Annotated in this window: 22 protein-coding genes and 1 pseudogene; 11 read left to right on the top strand and 12 right to left on the bottom strand. The window is 47.1% G+C overall.

The features are described 5' to 3' along the window. Positions 1-8: 8 nt before the first annotated feature. Entirely contained in the window at positions 9-875 is an 867-nt protein-coding gene (locus CWI73_RS05735) for a LysR family transcriptional regulator (protein ID WP_126751925.1), read from the bottom strand. A 121-nt stretch (positions 876-996) separates the two neighbouring features. Between CWI73_RS05735 and CWI73_RS05730 the strand changes: the two genes are divergently transcribed. The 3 genes from CWI73_RS05730 to CWI73_RS05720 are packed head-to-tail and all read left to right on the top strand — an operon-like array spanning position 997 to position 4,786. Next, positions 997-2,325, top strand: coding sequence for an NADH-quinone oxidoreductase subunit L (locus CWI73_RS05730; protein WP_338033527.1), 1,329 nt, complete (start codon positions 997-999; stop codon positions 2,323-2,325). Continuing rightward, positions 2,322-4,577, top strand: coding sequence for a putative inorganic carbon transporter subunit DabA (locus tag CWI73_RS05725; RefSeq protein WP_126751923.1), 2,256 nt, complete (start codon positions 2,322-2,324; stop codon positions 4,575-4,577). The genes CWI73_RS05730 and CWI73_RS05725 overlap by 4 nt, the downstream gene beginning before the upstream one ends. Then, positions 4,559-4,786 carry a hypothetical protein gene (locus CWI73_RS05720; protein ID WP_126751922.1) on the top strand — a complete coding sequence of 76 codons (228 nt, stop codon included), beginning with the start codon at positions 4,559-4,561 and terminating at the stop codon, positions 4,784-4,786. The genes CWI73_RS05725 and CWI73_RS05720 overlap by 19 nt, the downstream gene beginning before the upstream one ends. Here the strand turns inward: CWI73_RS05720 and CWI73_RS05715 are convergent. Continuing rightward, complete coding sequence (locus CWI73_RS05715) at positions 4,783-5,625, bottom strand: LysR family transcriptional regulator (RefSeq protein ID WP_058576032.1); 843 nt, start codon at positions 5,623-5,625, stop codon at positions 4,783-4,785. The two genes, CWI73_RS05720 and CWI73_RS05715, sit on opposite strands and share 4 nt — an antisense overlap. A 141-nt stretch (positions 5,626-5,766) precedes the next feature. Here CWI73_RS05715 and gcvT point away from each other — a divergent pair, with 141 nt between their 5' ends. The 3 genes from gcvT to gcvP all read left to right on the top strand — a co-directional run bounded on the left by gcvT (position 5,767) and on the right by gcvP (position 10,269). After that, positions 5,767-6,846, top strand: a complete 1,080-nt coding sequence (gene gcvT, locus CWI73_RS05710; protein ID WP_126751921.1) for a glycine cleavage system aminomethyltransferase GcvT — start codon at positions 5,767-5,769, stop codon at positions 6,844-6,846. A 45-nt stretch (positions 6,847-6,891) separates the two neighbouring features. Beyond that, positions 6,892-7,281 carry a glycine cleavage system protein GcvH gene (gcvH, locus tag CWI73_RS05705; RefSeq protein ID WP_058576034.1) on the top strand — a complete coding sequence of 130 codons (390 nt, stop codon included), beginning with the start codon at positions 6,892-6,894 and terminating at the stop codon, positions 7,279-7,281. A gap of 99 nt (positions 7,282-7,380) precedes the next feature. After that, positions 7,381-10,269: an aminomethyl-transferring glycine dehydrogenase gene (gcvP, locus tag CWI73_RS05700; protein WP_126751920.1), complete on the top strand. Its 2,889-nt coding sequence runs from the start codon at positions 7,381-7,383 to the stop codon at positions 10,267-10,269. A gap of 123 nt (positions 10,270-10,392) precedes the next feature. Here the strand turns inward: gcvP and CWI73_RS05695 are convergent, their stop codons facing one another. The 3 genes from CWI73_RS05695 to CWI73_RS05685 all read right to left on the bottom strand — a co-directional run bounded on the left by CWI73_RS05695 (position 10,393) and on the right by CWI73_RS05685 (position 14,296). Then, positions 10,393-12,435 carry an ATP-binding protein gene (locus tag CWI73_RS05695; protein ID WP_126751919.1) on the bottom strand — a complete coding sequence of 681 codons (2,043 nt, stop codon included), beginning with the start codon at positions 12,433-12,435 and terminating at the stop codon, positions 10,393-10,395. Then, entirely contained in the window at positions 12,432-13,736 is a 1,305-nt protein-coding gene (locus CWI73_RS05690; RefSeq protein ID WP_126751918.1) for an SIR2 family protein, read from the bottom strand. Before CWI73_RS05690 ends, CWI73_RS05695 begins: the two co-directional genes overlap by 4 nt. A gap of 179 nt (positions 13,737-13,915) precedes the next feature. After that, positions 13,916-14,296 carry a hypothetical protein gene (locus CWI73_RS05685; protein WP_126751917.1) on the bottom strand — a complete coding sequence of 127 codons (381 nt, stop codon included), beginning with the start codon at positions 14,294-14,296 and terminating at the stop codon, positions 13,916-13,918. A 301-nt stretch (positions 14,297-14,597) separates the two neighbouring features. Between CWI73_RS05685 and CWI73_RS05680 the strand changes: the two genes are divergently transcribed. Continuing rightward, entirely contained in the window at positions 14,598-14,918 is a 321-nt protein-coding gene (locus CWI73_RS05680; protein ID WP_126751916.1) for a helix-turn-helix domain-containing protein, read from the top strand. Positions 14,919-14,927: 9 nt separating this feature from the next. Then, complete coding sequence (locus CWI73_RS12500) at positions 14,928-15,068, top strand: hypothetical protein (protein WP_157980628.1); 141 nt, start codon at positions 14,928-14,930, stop codon at positions 15,066-15,068. A 68-nt stretch (positions 15,069-15,136) separates the two neighbouring features. Here CWI73_RS12500 and CWI73_RS05675 read toward each other — a convergent pair whose 3' ends face one another. From CWI73_RS05675 to CWI73_RS05645, 7 genes and pseudogenes are all read right to left on the bottom strand, one after another. Further along, positions 15,137-15,532: a TM2 domain-containing protein gene (locus CWI73_RS05675; protein ID WP_241968841.1), complete on the bottom strand. Its 396-nt coding sequence runs from the start codon at positions 15,530-15,532 to the stop codon at positions 15,137-15,139. Between the two features lie 14 nt (positions 15,533-15,546). After that, entirely contained in the window at positions 15,547-15,771 is a 225-nt protein-coding gene (gene yidD / locus CWI73_RS05670) for a membrane protein insertion efficiency factor YidD (RefSeq protein WP_126751915.1), read from the bottom strand. A gap of 8 nt (positions 15,772-15,779) precedes the next feature. Then, on the bottom strand, positions 15,780-15,995 hold the full coding sequence (locus CWI73_RS05665) for a DUF4177 domain-containing protein (protein WP_126751914.1): 216 nt from the start codon (positions 15,993-15,995) through the stop codon (positions 15,780-15,782). Positions 15,996-16,019: 24 nt separating this feature from the next. Next, positions 16,020-16,366: pseudogene (locus tag CWI73_RS12585) on the bottom strand (VOC family protein). 38 nt (positions 16,367-16,404) lie between these two features. Next, positions 16,405-16,701 (bottom strand): HigA family addiction module antitoxin, encoded by a 297-nt coding sequence (locus CWI73_RS05655; protein ID WP_126751913.1) that lies wholly within the window; start codon positions 16,699-16,701, stop codon positions 16,405-16,407. Then, entirely contained in the window at positions 16,701-16,979 is a 279-nt protein-coding gene (locus tag CWI73_RS05650) for a type II toxin-antitoxin system RelE/ParE family toxin (protein ID WP_126751912.1), read from the bottom strand. The genes CWI73_RS05655 and CWI73_RS05650 overlap by 1 nt, the downstream gene beginning before the upstream one ends. An 82-nt stretch (positions 16,980-17,061) precedes the next feature. Beyond that, the gene (locus CWI73_RS05645; protein WP_126751911.1) at positions 17,062-17,937 is read right to left on the bottom strand and encodes a DNA ligase; all 876 of its coding nucleotides are present in this window, start codon (positions 17,935-17,937) and stop codon (positions 17,062-17,064) included. Between the two features lie 193 nt (positions 17,938-18,130). Here CWI73_RS05645 and CWI73_RS05640 point away from each other — a divergent pair, with 193 nt between their 5' ends. From CWI73_RS05640 to CWI73_RS05630, 3 genes are all read left to right on the top strand, one after another. Continuing rightward, a complete protein-coding gene (locus tag CWI73_RS05640; RefSeq protein ID WP_126751910.1) occupies positions 18,131-18,529 on the top strand; it encodes a thiol-disulfide oxidoreductase DCC family protein in 399 nt (132 codons plus the stop codon). 10 nt (positions 18,530-18,539) lie between these two features. Continuing rightward, the gene (locus tag CWI73_RS05635) at positions 18,540-18,839 is read left to right on the top strand and encodes a Rho termination factor N-terminal domain-containing protein (protein WP_126751909.1); all 300 of its coding nucleotides are present in this window, start codon (positions 18,540-18,542) and stop codon (positions 18,837-18,839) included. A gap of 124 nt (positions 18,840-18,963) precedes the next feature. Further along, the gene (locus CWI73_RS05630; protein WP_241968840.1) at positions 18,964-19,644 is read left to right on the top strand and encodes a virulence RhuM family protein; all 681 of its coding nucleotides are present in this window, start codon (positions 18,964-18,966) and stop codon (positions 19,642-19,644) included. Positions 19,645-19,661: the final 17 nt, after the last annotated feature.

The raw sequence follows: 19,661 nt of genomic DNA, 5'->3' as shown, positions 1-19,661 counted from the left end.
CCTTCGAATCACCCAAATCGCTGCAGCAGTTGAGCGACCATGGGGTGTTCGAAGGGGCGTTTCAGGGTAATAGCGTAGAAGTGCTCGAAGACGTTAGGTAACGTCAGGTAGCGCTTCAGCTGGCCGCCGGTTAGCTCGTCACGTACAACAACGTCTGGAATGACTGCTAATGCGCCCGTGTCGCGGGCGAGCAGACGAAGCATTGCCATATCATCAGCTTCCGCCAGCACTCGAGGTTGCCAATTGTACTCCGCGCTGAGCATGTCAAATGCTGAGCGAAGCGGCATATTCTCAGGAGGAAGCACCCAATTTTGCCCCACCAAAGCCTCTGACGTTAGCCGTTCAATATCCCGGCCGACAGGACCAATAACCGAGACCGGCTGCCGGGCTAATAACCGACTTTGCCAAAGTTGTTTGTCACTGCCGCGCACGTTCGTATTTGCCAAAGCAATATCAATTTGATGATTCGCTAATTCATTAAACAACTGGTCGGGCGTCATCGAGTGCAATCGGTAATTTACCTTCTGCTGATGCACTAAATCATTAATAAAGGCCTCAACGAAGTTGCGCGACATCGTCGATGCATGACCAATACGAATGACCACATCATCACCGGCCTGGCCATGCTTCAGCTGCTTTATCAAACTTTCGCCTTCGTGAAAAATTCGACTGGCGTATTGGCGTGCAATATAACCGGCCTCAGTCAGCACTAGCTGGCGCCCCTGACGCTCAAACAAGGGTGTACCAAACCACTCTTCTAACTGCTTAATTTGCGCCGATAACGCCGACTGCGACACATGCAGCTTTTGCGCCGTCTGCGTCAAGTGACCGCTTTCCGCCACGTGCCAAAAATAAAACAAATGTTTGTAGTTCATATCGCAAACCATTATTCATAAAAACAGAACGAAATAATAATATATATCTATTTTACTTAACATCAATAAACCATCGATAATTCGTTACAACATAAAGCCCTCCAAACGAGGTACCAACGACGTGTTATTGACAGAATGGCTTACATTTTCAGGCATACGCCCAGTGTTACTCGTACTCGTCGGTGTTTTGGCGTTTGTGGTCACTAACTATGCCAGAACCAACTTCAGGCTCGATCCGCGCCGCCGTGCTTTTATCGCCAAACTTATTGGCTGCCTGGCAGCCGTTCTTGTCCTCATTGTCAGCAATAACATCATCGTTTTTTTCGCCGCCTGGATGGCAATCAGTCTCCAATTGCACAGCCTGCTCATGTTTTATCCAGAACGTGACCGCGCCGTGCTTGCCGCGCATAAAAAATTCATTTTGGCTCGCTGTTCGGAGTCCTTTCTCGGCACCGGGTTGTTACTTATGTACCTGCACACCGGCAGCTTACAACTCGACACCATTTTACAAAGCGTCACCGCAACCAACACCGAGCTTGAGCTCATTCAACACATTGCCGGGCTTTGTCTGGTCATGGCAGCACTTATAAAATGCGCCCAGCTGCCATTGCATGGTTGGCTCATTCAAGTGGTAGAAGCGCCGACACCGGTATCCGCGTTACTGCACGCCGGTATCATTAACCTTGGTGGCTTTTTGCTACTCACAACAACACCTATTTGGAGCAATAGCGCCCCCGCAGTTTGGTTACTCTGCATAGTTTCTGCTGCATCCTGCTGTTTCGCCGCTCTTATTATGGCTACACGCATTAGCATCAAAGTCCGTTTAGCCTGGTCTACCTGCGCACAAATGGGACTCATGCTGCTGGAAATTGGTCTGGGCTATTATGACTTAGCATTACTGCATTTAATCGCACACTCGGTCTACAAAGCGCACGCATTTCTGTCGGTCAGCGAAGTTGCCATAATAAAACAGCCGCAAGCTCGCTCATTATGGCGTGTCGGTTTAATTTTTATCGCGTTTCAGGTCATTGTTGCGGCGGCGTGTTGGTGGTGGCTCAACGATCCGAAATGGCTGCCGTCGGCATTACTCGCCATGGCGCTTACTACAATATGGATGAACCTTTATCAACCGCTACTGCGACTCGGTGTGTCAGTGCTTACTATCGCGACATATCTTGTTCTTGGAGCGCTGGCGCAACAAATAATAGAGCCTCAACAGCTTACTAGCGTCTGGCTGGAGCCTTTTATTGCGCTACTTTTCAACGCATTTGCTTTTACCTATTGGCTGGTGCACCACACGCCGTCGCACAGCTTAAGTCAACGTTGGTTTATTACCCTGAACGCTGGTTTGTACCTGGACGAGTGGCTTACCCGCTTTGTGCTGTGGCTATGGCCAAGTCACCCCATTGAGTATTATCAGCGCCGCAGTAAAAAAGAGGGGCTATCATGATTTCAGTCAGCCGTTTTGTGTCCATAGCAGAGCAAGTGAGCCAGTCTGTTGCTCCTCAGTGGCCGCTATCTCAATGGATAGCCGTGAACCCATTCTGGCAGTACCGCAATAAACCGGTAGAGGACGTTGCTGCGCACTGGCGATACAGCGCCGGCAGCCGCTTACTGATGAGCCCTGAATTTTATTGGCAAAAGTGGCAACAGAATGACATAGACAAACAGCACGTGACCGACAAAATGGTCGAGCAACTGCAACAGCGCGTTAGTATTATCACGCCCATCCCGCAGTGGCAGAACCTCAGTCGTCTAGTCGATAAATATCAACAGCGCAGCCGTAAAATGCGCTGGAACGAAGAGGTTGTTCTGCAAATTAGCCAGACTTGTGGCTTGTTTATGCAGTTCCCCAAGCGCTTTCAGGAAGAGGGCAGCGACAGCTCTTTATACAGTCATTGGCTGACCATTTCGAGGGCTGACCGTGGTATTGAAACGCTGATGGACGAGGCTGACCTGAACGAGCTGTTTGCGGAACTTCCCGATGACCCTCACGAGCTAATTAAAGTATGTCAGGCGAGTTTTCTGACTGACGCATCGGATTATGCGTTGCAGTGTTATTGCCAGGCACTTATCAGTGACTTGTGGGGTTGGGCGGCTGCACTTTCCTATCAGGACGCTCGTCAGGACAGCCAGTGGGTGTTTGATCTGCTGTGTATTCGTTTAGCCTGGGAGTATCTGCTGTGGCACTTGGCTGAGCGTACGAATACATCCGTGCATGAGCAGTTAAAAAGCAGCTTCAACGAACAGCTTGAGCACTGCTTAGGCTGGGTGGGGTACGCTCAACAATACAACGAACTACTTTGGAAGTGGCAGGGCGCATACGAACGCTCACAGGCGACTCGTCTCAAATTTACCAGCGCAGAGGATGCTAAGCCGTCAAAAGCACCTGAAATTCAGGCGGTATTTTGTATTGATGTGCGCTCAGAGCGTTACCGCCGAGCGCTGGAAAAAGCGGGGCAGGCACTTAGCATAAACACTCAGACCAAAGGTTTTGCCGGATTTTTCGGTGTGCCACTGGCGTTAAAAACCAGAAGTGGCAGCACCCCGCATGTACCGGGATTGCTGCAGCCGTCTTATTACATACAAGCACCGGAACAAAAGCAAAGCGTGACCTCGCTGCTGGCAAATTTATTTAACACACCGGTGTCTATGTTTAGTGGGGTTGAAGCCCTGGGTTTGAGTAAACTCAAGTCTTTATTGACGGGTGTACCCGGCAAGATAGCAACCGCCGATGCACATGCCAAAGCGACGGTGTGTAACGACGATGGAGAGGTGTCGACCGACGCATTAGTTGCTATTTGTGAACAAGTCTTAGCTGGTATGCAATTTCAGGCATTTGGTCAGCATGTCGTATTGGTTGGGCACGGTTCGCACCACAGCAATAACGCGCAGCGTGCCGGTCTTAACTGTGGTGCGTGCGGTGGTCAGACAGGGGCTTTGAGTGCTCGCGTGTTAACAGGTTTGCTCAATGACACCACTATTCGCGAGCATTTACGTGAGCGAGGCTTCGATATTCCAGCGAAAACGAGGTTCTATTCAGCCCTGCATGAAACGGTAACAGACCGCATTGTCTGGCTGTCCGACGCCGTGCCGGGAGAGGTAAAACGAACCTTTAATGCCGCCAGTGAGTCACTTGTAAATAACAGCAGCGAACCGTTTAAAGCCCGTAAAAAGCGCTCCAGTCACTGGGCTGAATTACGTCCGGAGTGGGGGCTTGCTGACAACAATACATTATTCTTCGGGCGCTCTGAACGTTTAGCATCCGCCGACACCTCAGGCAGCAACTTTTTGCACGACTACTACAGCGACAATGACCTGAACGGTGCTTTGTTGAGTCAATTATTTAGCGCACCGGGCCTGGTCGCTAACTGGATAAACTGGCAGTACTACTGCTCTGTCACTGACCCGAAACAGTTAGGCAGCGGCAACAAGCTACTGCATAACCGTGTGGCTAACGACATTGGCGTGTTTGAGGGTAACGGTGGCGACTTGCGGCAAGGCTTAGCCTGGCAGTCTGTTCACGACGGAAAAGACTTTGTGCACCGACCTATGCGCTTGCAAGTTATTGTTGAAGCTACCGAAGACATCATTCAAAAAGCACTGACAGGTGCTAGTGACTTTAATCAACTGTTCCAGCACGACTGGATAAACCTGTACCGACTCGATGAACGAGGTGAGTTATGTCCAGTAACCAAGTGAATACCGCCCAAACAGTCACCTGCTGCACAATGAAAGAGCTGTACGACGTTGTTCGCACAAGGCCATTCAACCAGCCTTTTTCCGTGCATTACCAGGACGGGCGCACTGACACCGGCCTTAATTCCGAGGATGACTTAAAAGCCAGCCTCCGTCGCCATGGCAACGCCTATTTGAAAGAGCCTGTAGACGTGGTTGTTGAGCGCGGCTAAATTCTCGCTTTTAAGTAATCTGCCAGTTGAGAAGCCGCGCTGGAAGCACCACCTGCCAGCCGCATAATGACATTAACAGAGCCCGGCGTTGGTAAACTTTGCCCGTTAGCGAGTGTGTCAATAATAGATACATTGTCAGGCACCGTGCTTTTCGCCAGAACAGTTAAGCCAAGCCCGCTGTTTAAAGCAGCTGTCAGCCCGGAAAAGTCTGTGTTGGTGTAGGTAATTCGATAAGGCTGGCGTATGCGTTGCAAACTTTGCTCGGCGCGACGCCGATAGATACAGCCTTCCGGTGCGACAACCAACGGTAGACTGGTTTGCTCTATTAACGCTGAAGACCCTACCCAAACTAACTCTTCGCGTTGAATTAAAACGTCGCTTTTATTGGTTTGCTCGCGCAGTGCCAGAATAATATCGAACTGTTGTCCTAGTCCTGACAGTAAGTCTTTACTTAGCGCAGAGGTTACCTGCAACGTAACCTGCGGGTATACCTGGGCAAACTGGCCCAGAACTTTGGGTAACAAGCTGGAGGCGAACTCACTGGTGATACCTAACCGAACTTTACCACTGACTTGTTGAGGTTCAAACTGCGCCCAGGCTTGATCATTCAGTGCCAACATTCTCTGTGCGTAATCGAATAGTACATCGCCGTCAGGAGTCAGCGCAAAGCCGTTGCCTTCTCGGGTTAGAAGCTCAACGCCGAGTTGCTGCTCCAGTTTTTTCAGTTGCAGACTAATAGCGGGTTGGGAACGCCCCATGCGCTCGCCGGCAAGCGTCATACTGCCCAGCTCTATAACAGCACTGAAACTACGTAGGGCCTCTAAGGATAAATGCTTCATTGGCTCACTTTATAAACTTAGTATTTGATATTTAAAAAATTAATACCATTATAAGCATTATTGATTTTAAGTTTAAGTCAATCACGCCTATAATTTGCGCCCATAAACACGCACATAAAGTGAACAGATAAGGAACGCGTTATGGGTAGCAAAACGCCACTGTACGATGCACACGTAAAAGCTGGTGCCAAAATGGTCGACTTTCACGGCTGGGATATGCCGCTGAACTATGGTTCTCAGATTGAAGAGCACCACGCGGTACGCCGTGACTGCGGTGTTTTCGACGTGTCTCACATGACCATTGTTGACGTCGAAGGCCCACAAGCTCAGGCGTTTTTGCGTTACCTGCTTGCTAACGATGTGGCCAAGCTAAAAACCGAAGGTAAAGCACAATACACCAGCATGCTGAACGAAAACGGCGGTGTTATTGATGACCTTATCGTGTATCACTTCTCAGAAACGTCTTACCGTATGGTTGTGAACTCAGCCACTCGTGACCGTGACTTAGCATGGATTGAAAAAGTCGCTGCCGATTTTGATGTCACCACGAAAGAACGTGACGATATGGGCATGCTTGCGCTGCAAGGTCCTAACGCGGCTGAGAAAATTCAGAAAGTACTTTCAAGCGAACAATACGCCGAAATTGACGGCATGAAACCTTTTGTGGGTAAAGACGTTGGCGATTACTTCATTGCTACCACGGGCTATACCGGCGAAAAAGGCTACGAAATTGCAGTATCTGCTGAGCAGGTCGAAATGCTATGGGGGCAGCTGATGGAAGCCGGCGTTGCTCCGTGTGGTTTGGGCGCCCGAGATACTCTGCGTCTGGAAGCCGGCATGAACCTGTATGGTCAGGACATGGACGAGAATATCACGCCGCTGGAAGCTAACATGGGCTGGAGTGTGGCATTTGAGCCGGCAGACCGAGATTTTATTGGCCGTAAAGCATTAGAACAGAAGAAAGCCGAAGGGCACGACAAGCTGGTAGGGTTGGTGATGGAAGAAAAAGGCGTGCTTCGTCACGGTCAAAAAGTGACCGTTGAGGGTGGCGAAGGTATCATCACTTCTGGTACATTCTCGCCTACACTTGGTTTCTCGGTCGCATTGGCGCGTGTTCCTGCTTCAGTGGGTGATACCGCAGACGTTGAAATGCGTAAGAAACAAGTACCGGTGAAGGTCGTCAAACCGGGCTTCGTGCGAAACGGTCAATCTGTTTTATAATTCTGTTTCATCACAATAAACGATTTTGAACTACAGGAAGTCATTATGAGCAATATTCCAGCCGATCTGAAATACGCATCAACTCACGAGTGGGTGCGCGACGAAGGTGATGGCACCTTTACCGTTGGTATCTCTGAACATGCGCAAGAGCTGTTAGGAGACATGGTTTTCGTTGAGTTGCCAGATGTTGGTGACAAAGTTGAAACAGGCGACGACATTGCTGTCGCTGAATCTGTAAAAGCGGCATCAGATATTTACGCACCAATGACGGGTGAAATTGTCGCTATTAACGAAGACTTAGAAGACGCGCCGGAAACAGTCAACAATGACTCTTATGGCGACGGCTGGTTATTCCGTATTAAAGCGGATGACAGCAGTGAACTTGAAAATTTATTGGACGCAAACGCTTACGAGGCTTCAATAGACGAAGACTAAGCCATTGGACTTTGTACCAATGACTAAGCGTCCTGAGCCCCGGAAATTAACCGGGGTTCGTTGTTTCTTACTATCGATAAATGTACGAGGCTGAGTTAAATGAGCAGTACTACCCTGACGCAATTAGAACACCACGATGAGTTCATCGGTCGCCACATTGGCCCAAGTGCTGAAGAGCAAAAAGCCATGTTGGCAGAGCTGGGTGTGGATTCTTTAGAAGCTTTAACCAAAGACACGGTGCCTGGCGCGATATTGCGCGAACCGTTCTTGCAAGTTGGTGAGCCGCAAACGGAACGTGAGGCGTTAGCTCGCCTGAAAACCATTGCTCAGAAAAACGAAATTTTCACCTCGTACATTGGTATGGGTTACTACGACACCGTTGTACCGAACGTTATTTTACGTAACGTGTTGGAAAACCCGGGTTGGTATACCGCGTATACCCCGTATCAGCCGGAAATTGCGCAGGGCCGTTTAGAAGCGCTGCTTAACTTCCAGCAAATGACCATGGACTTAACCGGCTTGGATTTAGCCAGCGCCTCATTGTTGGACGAAGCCACTGCCGCCGCCGAAGCAATGGCTATGGCCAAGCGCGTGTCGAAGAATAAAAAGGCCAATGCGTTCTTTATTGCGGACAATGTTTACCCGCAAACCATCGACGTAGTGAAAACTCGTGCCGAGTATTACGGCTTTGACATTATTGTTGGTCCTGCGCGCGAAGCGTCCGACCATGATGTCTTCGGTGCGTTACTGCAATATCCGGACAAACAAGGTCAGCTGCACAACATCGAACAATTAATTGGTGAGTTGCAGGAGAAAAAAGCCATTGTCGCCGTTGCTTCTGACTTAATGAGCCTGTTAATGCTGAAGTCACCGGGCGAAATGGGTGCGGACATGGTCTTCGGTAACGCTCAGCGTTTCGGTGTGCCGATGGGCTACGGTGGTCCTCATGCAGCGTTCTTCGCAACTCGTGACAAGTTTAAGCGTTCGTTGCCAGGTCGTATTATTGGGGTTTCTAAAGACTCTCGCGGACGTCCGGCATTGCGTATGGCTATGCAAACGCGTGAGCAGCACATACGCCGTGAAAAAGCGAACTCAAACATCTGTACCGCGCAAGTTTTGCTGGCGAACATGGCGTCCTTCTATGCTGTGTATCACGGTCCACAAGGTCTGCGCCGTATTGCCAACCGCATTCACCGCCTGACTGACATTGTCGCCTTAGGTATGCAGGACAAAGGCGTGAAGCTGGTCAACAGCCATTGGTTTGACACCTTAACGTTCGAAATGAAAGACAACGCGACCGACGTGTTAGCGCGCTCTAAAGCTGCTGGCATTAACCTGCGCGTTGACGGCGAGGGCGTATTTGGCGTCAGCCTGGACGAAGCGAAAACGCGTGACGATGTTGAAACGCTGTTTAACGTGTTATTTGGTGATAACCACGGTCTGGACATTGACGTCTTGGACAGCCGTGTTGCGGGCGGAGATGTCGAGTCGATTCCTGCGGCGTTGGTACGTCAGTCAGACTACTTACAGCACCCGGTATTCAACGAGTATCACTCAGAAACCGAAATGCTGCGTTACATTAAGAAACTGGAAAACAAAGATTTAGCATTGAACCATTCCATGATTTCATTGGGCTCGTGCACCATGAAACTGAATGCGACCGCTGAAATGATTCCGGTCACCTGGCCTGAGTTTGGTCAGTTGCATCCGTTCTGCCCGGTAGAACAGGCACAAGGCTACCAGGAATTGGTCGGCACCTTGTCTGAGTGGCTATTGGATATTACCGGTTATGACGCCATGTCTATGCAACCGAACTCGGGTGCGCAAGGCGAATACGCTGGCTTGCTGGCTATTCAGAAGTACCATGAGAGTCGCAACGAAGGGCACCGCAATATCTGCTTAATTCCAAGTTCTGCGCACGGTACTAACCCGGCTTCTGCGCAAATGATCAACATGAAAGTGGTGGTGGTTGACTGTGACAAGCACGGCAACGTGGATATGGACGACTTAAAAGCCAAAGCAGAAGAAGCGGGCGATAACCTGTCGTGCATTATGGTGACTTACCCGTCAACGCACGGTGTGTACGAAGAAGGCATCAAGGAAATTTGCGACCTGGTTCACAGCTACGGCGGTCAGGTTTACATGGACGGTGCCAACATGAACGCACAGGTTGGCGTAACCTCACCGGGTTACATAGGCTCGGACGTGTCGCACCTGAACTTGCACAAAACTTTCTGTATTCCGCACGGTGGCGGCGGCCCTGGTATGGGTCCTATTGGTGTGAAGCAGCACTTAGCTGAGTTTTTGCCAAACCACTCGGTGATTAATATCCAAGGCCCTAAAGCAGGCAACGGCGCGGTATCTGCTGCTCAGTTTGGTAGTGCCAGCATTCTGACCATTTCATGGATGTACATTGCCATGATGGGCGGACGAGGCTTACGTGAAGCGTCAGAAACCGCTATTTTGAACGCCAACTACGTTGCTGAGAAGCTGAGTAAGCACTTCAAAATTCTGTATCGTGGCCGCAACAACCGTGTCGCGCACGAGTGCATTATCGACTTGCGTCCAATGAAAGACGCCGCCGGTATTGCCGAAATTGATGTGGCTAAGCGCCTGCAGGACTATGGCTTCCACTCGCCAACCATGAGCTTCCCGGTAGCGGGTACCATTATGGTTGAGCCGACCGAGTCTGAGTCTAAAGCTGAGCTGGACCGCTTTATTGAAGCCTTGGTGAGCATTAAAGCCGAAGCCGATAAAGTCGCATCTGGTGACTGGCCAAAAGACAACAACCCACTGGTAAATGCACCGCATACACTGGCCGACATTACCGACGCCGAATGGGACCGCCCATACGACCGTCAAACAGCAACCTACCCGGTTGAAGCCGTTGGTTACGACAAGTTCTGGCCAACCGTTAACCGCATTGACGACGTATTTGGTGACCGTAACCTGATGTGCTCGTGTCCGAGCATTGAAGAGTACCGGTAAGCTTTTTGGTGGTTATTTCCATGAAATAAGTCGTTTAATGGGAATAAATAAGTCGTTTACCGTAAATAAGCCGTTTAAAAGTGAAGCCCACCTTGTGTGGGCTTTTTACTTTCCGATGTGGAATTAAGAATCCCAATCATCGTCGACGTGCTGCCAGTCGTTAGCAATTCCTGCCCAGTCGATAGATCTATCTTTTAGGCGAGACCAAACGTCCCAATAATCAGGGTCGTCAGAATGAGGCCGTTGGTGTTTATCTAAATCATTCATTTTGACTACTATTGGTAGTTCAGATGCCCAGCCCAGAAGAATTGCTTGCTGCGAGGGCAGAGATGGTAGCTCTCTTAAGAGGCCCCGTAAGTTATCCGGTACTAGTCGATGTACCAATTCCTGATCTCGGTCATTACTTATTCTATGTAGAAGGAAGCTATTGCATTGAGATAATACCGTTGGCGATAACTCAGAGGGGCGCTGAGATGACAAAACCAATCCAAGTCCAAACTTTCTACCTTCACGGGCTACTTTTTCGAATACCTGACAGCAAACGGTTGCTGCATTTTGATTTTCGGTATCTTCCTTATATCTTTTGACAAACGTGTGTGCCTCTTCCATCACTAGAACTGTCGGCAGTGTCTCATTATTTACTTTACGATATCTTTGAAGGGCTTCAAATGTCATTCTAGCGATTACAGCGGTAATTATGTGCGTGATATCAGCCGGAACCAACGAGAGGTCTATTACTGTAACACATCCATTTTGTGCATTATCTTCACCGATATAAGTATTAAGCCAATCCGCAAGCGATATGCTCTCGTTATCCCCAATAATTTCGCTCATACGAGTATCCGCAAGCATGGTTCTTATGCGGGTTAACAAAAATTCTACGAATTGTTCATTCCCAGTTTCTTGTGCAAGGGACTCCAGATAAGAAACGAAAACATCACCATCAAAAATACAGGGGGTATCTTCACTCTTGGGAAGCAAATCTTTTTCAGAACCACCAAATTCATTAAATGCAGTCGTTATAGAGTCGATTAGTTGATTAACTTCATTTAAGTCGGACTCGTATGTCGGGTGTCGACCTGATCTCGCTTGTTGATAATTATCAAGTGTAGTTAGTAAATCATCCAGCCTAGTATCTGTCCCTTCCAATAAGCCTTTTAGCGACTCTACACTTGTTGTCCATTTACAAATTTTTTCATAGAATCCTTTGGGCTTAGGAAAAGAGCCCCAAGGGGCTCCTGTTGACCGTTCATGTTTAGAACTAATCAATATTGTGCTTAAGAACTTCCGCACCGAAATATCTATTTCTTCAGACAATTCGAACTGTTCATTTCTCATAGCCCGAAGTGCTCTTTTCAGTAGAGGCGCTTGAGCTTTAGGACTAGCTTGTGTAAATGAAATCCACTCGGCGCTATTCCAAAACCAGAGTGGCACTTGTAAAGGGGTTACTTCATCTCCAACCTTAAATACTCGCGCCTGATCGCCAAAAGCCTTTGAGTATTCTCCGTTGGGATCGAGTACTATAAACCTTGCATTGGGCTTCTGATTATCTTGTTCAACTTTCGCCTTTGCTGACTCAAGTGACCATTGTATGAGGCCAGCAACAGAACAAGATTTACCACTTCCTGTGTTACCTAAAATAGCTAAATGTCGTCCGAACAGACGATCTGGGTCAATACATACATCAGCGTTCGCTGCAATTGGGCTCGTGCCAATTTTTACTCGTCTATTATCGCCTGATTCTACGATGGCTCTCAACTGAGTATCTGTAGGTATTAAAACGGGTTCACCAACGCTTGGAAAAGCTTGAACCCCTCGTCTAAATTTAAAATTTTTTCCATCAGACTTTAGTAACCCTAGCGGACTGACTTTCATTTTTCTTAATGGAAAAGGTAAATCTATTAACCCGTAATCCTGAAAGCCTTTGCGCTTTGGGAATGGTGACTTCTCGACAGCTATCCATTCCACTTGAGACACGATAAATCCTGACTCGGTTGCAATGAGTACATAACTGTTAATTCTGGGAAAGGCCCGAGGTGTCCCAGCATTAGCGGCGATACCGTCTGGAGCGTCCAAATCGAGCCCAACTTTTATTTCATCGGGAGAGACAAATTCAACTGATCCGATACGTAGTGATGCTGAGTGTTCTATCGGTGAAATGTTCATGCTTTGTCCTCACTCTCATTATGTTTACTATCGAACTGAGCTAAGCCTCGAGACTTGAGCAAGTCGGCCATTTTTATAGTGGTTCTATCTATGGCAGGCTTTGGGAGGTAATTGTCAACGAGAGTTTGAAGATCACCGAAATGTTTGCCTATTAAGAGAGAAATCTGTGCGGGGCGTTTCGCCTGAGCATAGAAGTTCTGAACTCTACCGCTATCGTCATCGTAGCTAATTATCACTAAATGTGTGGATGGAATAGACAGCATATCCACTAGCACGCGATTTATGTGCTCATCTCCGAAGCTGTAACCGTATACGACTAAGGTAGAATTGGCTCGACAGATAGATGCAGCAAGGTCTCTAAACATTTCAACGTAGGGGTATTCTGAAGTTTCTCTATCTTTTGAAGAATTAGGGTAGACCATTAAATTTATTTGATTGTCCCTAGTATATTGGGTTATGTCAGATGCTCCATAGGGCAGTGCAAACCTTTTTATCACGTTGTCTTTGGCTGCCCAATCTAACGAACCATGAAGTTTTGTGAAATGCACTATGCCTTCGAGGTATCTTGGTTCACCTCTTATTCCCGGAGGATTGTAGTGCATGTCGACCTCAACCCGAGATGACCTAAATACAGGGTTTATCGTGCCAACAAACCTGTCTATTAGTCTGACTCCAGCGAGTTCAGCTCCATATTCTATCAGACGGTCATAATTTGTCGTGAAAAGGTTTAATCGCTCTCTGGTAGCAGATCGACTTGAAAAGCTCACTAAAAAGTTCATTAGATACTCGGCTGCGACTTCAGAGTTTGCCGCATTAATAACATTGTGCTCGCTGCGAAGTACGTTGTTTGCAAACGAAGCTAATCCATGCGCAACTTCAGATTTTAGTTTTTGAAGCTCCTTTCGAATCTTGCCAGAGCCATAAACATCGGTAGTGACATAGATTTCCAGCCCCCGAATCAGCTCGTTACATACCCTGATTTGGTCTTCAATGTTGGCATTTCCTCTTCCCGCACGTTTTGCACTTTCGGTGGTGGCTTTACCTATTTGGTCGCTAAAAGCTGACAAAGGCATTCTCTCCATCCCCGCACCAGCATCGCCTTTGGCCAAAAAATGCAATGCTGTAGGTAGGCCAGCCCCGAGCAATAAGCCTAAATGTTCGCTTTGAAATAGGGCTGTTAACCAAGGCTCTACTTCAGATCTTAATATTTCTGATTCAGGTTCATCAATTAAGACAGGTGATCGCTGATCTCGAACTTTGTAAACGTGTTTTCCTTTCCAGCTTACCTCTTGTTGTGTCATTATCCTTATCTCCTGTCCTTAATTTTGCTCGGTAGTGTCGAATGAAAAAGTACGGATAGTTCGATTGTTGAGTAGTGCTTAATAATTTTAGAGTCTAGTTCTATTGGTGGCTTTCAGTTCTGCCATTACTTCTTATTCTTACGGCAGAAATTTAGTCTTATTTGTTTCAACGGATACTTTCAGCTAAATGCGCCAATGCTATTAAAAGCTAAACCTGCGATTGCAACCGCTAAAGCAGCCGATGAGACCCATAAAGCTATCTTGGCGGTTTGAACTGATTTATATGACAAGTAGCTGAAGTACGCATTTGCATTTAACTGCCAATGACAAAAAATATTATCGGTATTGTTATTATCTACTGTGGTATATCTCGCAAGGCTGCCATCATCTTCTGGGTCGAGGCAGATATCACGCATGATCCGGGCGAGATGATATCGGCTTATTCCATTCAGCTCTTTGCTGTTAGTTGCTGACTGCACGCTGAACGTTTCATTCTGCGACGCCTTGTCTAAAACGTATTCAACCACTCTAAGTACATCTGGATGCTTCTTGCGTATCATTTGACCAATCCTTAGTATCAACGCATGTAAGTATTATCTTGGCGATTCATGCTAGTGCGAGCACTGTGAAGTGTATTAAAAAGCCTTTCGATATCGTGCCACAAAGGTGGTTTAAACGGAAATGAATCAAATCATCAAATTTACATGCCGGACGGGGAAGATATTTGTCAGTTACTGCATAGATTTTGAAGAGGGCGATTCATGCAGCTCATATAAAGGCTTTTAAATTAATTTAATTACGACCCTTAAATAGTCTGCTAAACCCTAATTATCAGTTTAAAGTCTATTTAAGGTTCTTTATATGGATTCTGATCGTGTTTCAGCAATCACTGGTCAGCGAGTCAGGCAGTATCGGTTGAATCAGGACTTAATTCAGGAGGACTTAGCTACCTTAGCTAATGTCTCACTGAATGCGGTTAAATCCGCTGAGGGTGGTAAAAGCACCTTACCGACTTATGTCGCTATTCTCCAGGCTTTGGGTCATATCGACAATTTACTGGCCGCATTCCCGGACGAGGGCGTTTCTCCTGTGCAACTGCTCAAAAGTAGCACTAAGCAGAAGAAACGGACGAGCGGTAAAAGGCACGTGAAACCTGCGGAGGACAAGGAGCTGGACTGGTGATTAATACCAGTGAAGTTCGCTACAAAGGCGACACAGCTGCTTGGTGAGAGTACTTATCTGAATTTGTCGCAGGAAGTTGTCGACTTCCGAAGTGGCTTTCGTCAGCGCACGCACTTTGACTACCCGCTAGGTTACGGCGCCACTTTGTGACCAAGCGCTTACCGCCATTAAGCACGTGAACTACCACGACATTGGCGCGTTTTCTTATGAAGAGCCGTTCAGGCGTTATCTGACTTAACTTTATGAATGAGCTCGCGCATAACGTTATTGTTGTAAGCATGAACAATTTGTTGTGACTTAAACAATTGCGGCAGCTCAATAATGACAATGCCGACAAGAATAATAACCCCGACGATAGGTAAGAAAGGTAAGAAAACCAGACCAACCAGCATGACACACAGATTAATAACCCCGCGCTGCGCGTTGCCTAAATAAAAGTGATGTAAACCGGCCATAATGAACCAGTTCAGTACCGCGTAAGTGTCAGGGTCTTTAATTTTCTGACCTTCAAGGCGGTAGTATTCTTTTCGCTGTTCAGGTGTCAGCTCGCGTATTTGGTTACGCAGAGCTTCTTCTTCATCGCGCAACTGTTCAGAAGACATTCCGTAAGACATAAGGGCTACCTCATTTAAGGAACTGGATCATGTTTTTTATGAACGCAGTCAGGGTCGTTACAACGCTTCATGCGCGCGACACCAAGCTTTATACCGCGCCAGGTACCGTGTTGGCTAATGGCCTGATAAGTATAGTGCGAACAGGACGGCTCAAAATTGCATTCGGTATTAAAGAAGTGGCGCGAACCGCCACGACGCTGATACCAACGAATTGACGCTAAAATGAGCCGCTTTACCATGGTCGGTTTTATCGGCCCAGAGTTAAAATTGCCGCTTCACGTGTCCAGAACAGCCAAAAGCGCTTTTGCTCAAGTACCTGAAACACTAGTTGCCAGCCGTCGGCTGCTTCCTGGTTCAAAGTAGACTCAATTTTCTTTAACGGCAGACCACTAGAACCCAGTAGCAGAGTGCCGCAGCCACCTTCGGCTATATGAATGACTTTGTATTCCGTAAACTTAGACATGCCTTCTTCCTTATTTTATTTTGATTATTCTGACCATACTGCGTATTCGTTGCCGCTAGGGCAATTAAATTGAAAGCGTCGACCACCGGGAAAATCAAATATAGGCTTAATGATTTTACCACCCGCGTCCTCAACGCTTTTCAGGCTTTGCTCAAGATCTTTGCTATACAAGACTACCAGAGCGCTGCCAGTGGATGTTTGGGCAACTAAATCAGATTGGTAAAACCCACCATCGAGCCCTGCATTCTGAATCGCCGCGTATTCCGGACCATAGTCAACAAACTCCCAGCCAAAGGCCTGTTGAAAAAGCGCTTGGTAGCTTCAAGGCTCCGCGCTGGTAGTTCAATGTAATTAATTTTGGTTGAGTTCATTGTATGCCTCGCTTAGGGCTTTTTGGAAAACGATTTTGCTATGCAACGGTAAGATCAAGCTTCTGAACCTTATCTAAACTTAAGTTTTTTCCAGCATGCCATAAGTCGTATGCATCCTGCATAGCTAGCCAACTCTCCGGGCTTCTGCCCAAAGCTTTTGATAAACGTAACGCCATTTCAGGGCTTATGCCACTTTGGCACTTCAAAACTCTGTTTAAAGTGGAAGGGGAAACATTAAGTTTTGCCGCTAAATACCGACAGCTCAAGCCAAAAGGCTGCATATAGGTTACTAGAATAAATTCACCAGGATGGACAGGGTTATGCATAATAGACATTAGTGATAATCCTCGTAGTTAAGCAGATATACGTGACCATCACGAAACTCGAAGGTTAAACGCCAATTGCCACTCACCGCTATCGACCAAATATCTTTTCGAACACCTTTTAACGGATGAAGCCTGTATCCCGGGATATCGAGATCTGAAACTTTCATAGCAGTATTTAATGCGGCTAACTGCATACGTAACCTCGCAGCATGATTTGCTTGAATTCCGCGAGTACTTCCAGTTTCAAAGTAGAGCTTCAGTCCTTTGTGTCTAAATGTTTTGATCATGAGATATCAGTGTATCGTGTTGCGCAACATTGTCAATTGGTGGTTTCTTTGTATTTTGTTCATACTCATCTTTTCTAAAAGCTTATTCACCTTCCACGCCTTTCCTAATTCGTAAAAAGCTGGCAAAGCGTGGCACGCCATTATTGGTGTAGCCGTGGTACTTGTAGGTAATGATACTGCCGACAGGTGGCGGGTTAGCGCGTTCGGCGTCGGTGAATCCGGTGCCAATAGAAAATTCAATGCCTTGTTGGTTGCGCACACGCAGCGCACCGAGCATGTCGGTGTATTTGCCTTTGCCGGGTAAATGCGCGATAACTTTGGCCTCATCGTCGAAATAGGGTTTTAACTTCAATAAAGCGTCGCTCCTGCCCGACTGATGATGCGCTGTTGCTAAGTGCAGCATCAGGCCTTCTGCCCCATTCTCAACCATAGCTTGCAGGTGTTTGCTTAACTCATGGTTGGAATGAAACCGTTGCTGCTTAACCGCTTTAATATGTTCAGTGTTTATTTGCGTAATTAAGTTCGAATAGTTTTTGTATCGTTCTTCGAAAGGCAGCTGAGCGTCAGGCATATCAAACACCATATATTGGACTTCGCGCCAACGTTCTTCTTCTGGTATTTGCGTTCTGACAATAGAGCTCAAGTCCTCAAAGTTCTGACGCTTTGTCCATAGCTCACCATCAAGCCAGACGTCAGGTAGTGGTGCAGTAAACCAGTCAGGAGCAGATATTGGGTTCCCTTGCCGAGTCAGTAGTTCGGAACCCGTCCAAATGGCTCGTATACCGTCATACTTTTCGCTGACCAAGTAGTCGCTAACGGGAATGCTCGTGTTGTCTTCATAAACTTTTGCCAGTTGGGTTTGCGTTGCTGTCTGCAACGCGGCTGCGGGGAAGGTACAAAAGGCAGCGATAAAAAGTGCCGCTAAGTAAATGAAACGAATTTTAGAGAGTGTTGGCATCCTTGCCTCTTATTTTGGGTTGAGTTGCAGCGCGTTTGCGCCAGGTGTCATAAAGAGACTAGCATCGGTTGCTACAGTTTTCAGCGTGGCGATGTCGTATTATGAGCTAAGCAAACCGATTTTCGCATGACGTTATGAGTCAAATTCTCGAAAACGGCGTATAAGAAAGCGAAGTTTGCAAAAGGTGGTCCTAATGTCAGAGCACAGTTCGAAACTTATTATTTTCTTTGATGGTGGATGCCCATTGTGCGTTAAGGAAATGAGACATTTAAGAAAGCTTGATGAGAAACGACAAATAACGTTCGAAAATATAAATGAACCGGACTTTAACCAACGGTACCCTCAAGTTAATGTTGCTAAGGCTAACCAGTATTTACACGGGCAAGTCAGCTCCGGTGAAATGATCTATGGCTTAGATGTTACCCACGCGGCTTGGTCGTTAGTAGGTAAAGGCTGGATGATTGCCCCTCTGCGCTGGCCGGTTATTAGCTGGTTTGCGGATAAAGCCTATTTATTTTTCGCACGTAACCGCAACCGTATTTCCAAATTACTGACAGGTAAAGAGCGCTGCGCGCAGTGTTCAATTGATTAAGGAGGTTATTATGCCAGACGTTTGGCGTGGTAAAGACGAGCGAATGTATCAGCATATTAAGCAGTCGCAACTGGATGACGGGAAGAGTGAAGACGAAGCCAAGGAAATAGCCAGTCGTACTGTGAACAAGCAGCGGCGAGAGGAAGGGGTTACCGATAACACCACCACTCAGGGTACCGGTAACCCCAGTACCCAGCTGGAAGAGCGCACCAAAGGTGAGTTATATAATAGGGCGCAACAGCTCAATATTAATAACCGCAGTCAAATGAGTAAAAACGAACTGATTGAGGCGATAAGGCAAAAGCAGTAATGGATTAAAGCTGACGACTGACTGCTTTGATGGTTTTATAAAACCAGTATGGCTAAAACCAGAAATCCTGACTATGCTAGAGCATTTATTTGAGAGCAGGATACTCAGGGATGAGGGGTAAAACATGAAAAATACGCAAGTTCAGATATTTGAAAGCCAGGATGGGCAAGCGCAATTGGAAGTGGCCTTAGACAAAGAAACTGTCTGGCTTTCCCAAGAGCAGATGGCTGAGTTGTTTGATAAAGCAAAATCGACGATAAACGAGCACATAAAGAACGTATTCAAAGACGGGGAGCTTGAAGAAAATGAATCGATAAGAAAATTCGGAAATTCCGATTTTTCTACAAAGCCTACAAACTTTTATAATCTAGACGTTATCATATCTGTTGGTTATCGGGTTAAGTCTGCACGAGGAGTGCAGTTCCGGAAGTGGGCTACTCGTATACTTCAGGAGCATTTAGTGCGGGGCTATACTTTAAATGAATTGCGACTAAAAGAACGAGGCATTGAATTTGAGCAAGCCCTGAATCTACTCAGTCGTACTCTTAGCAATCAAGGTTTAGTATCTGAGGAAGGTGAAGCCGTTGCGCAGGTTATCAGTGACTACGCTCGTTCCTGGTCACTGGTACAAGGCTATGATGAACAAGTGTTAGCAGAAGTTGGTGCTAGGCAAAATGGCATGCAGGTGTTAGACCCTGAAAATGCAATAAATGCTATACAACAACTCAAAAAACACTTATCGCTAAAGGGGAAGCTACTGAACTATTCGGACAGGTCCGTGGTAATGGGCTTTCCTCGGCATTAACGACGATAGAACAAGGT

Source organism: Idiomarina piscisalsi, assembly GCF_003987095.1.
In the GTDB taxonomy this organism is placed as follows: domain Bacteria; phylum Pseudomonadota; class Gammaproteobacteria; order Enterobacterales; family Alteromonadaceae; genus Idiomarina; species Idiomarina piscisalsi.
This window is presented reverse-complemented; position numbering and strand designations above follow the sequence as displayed.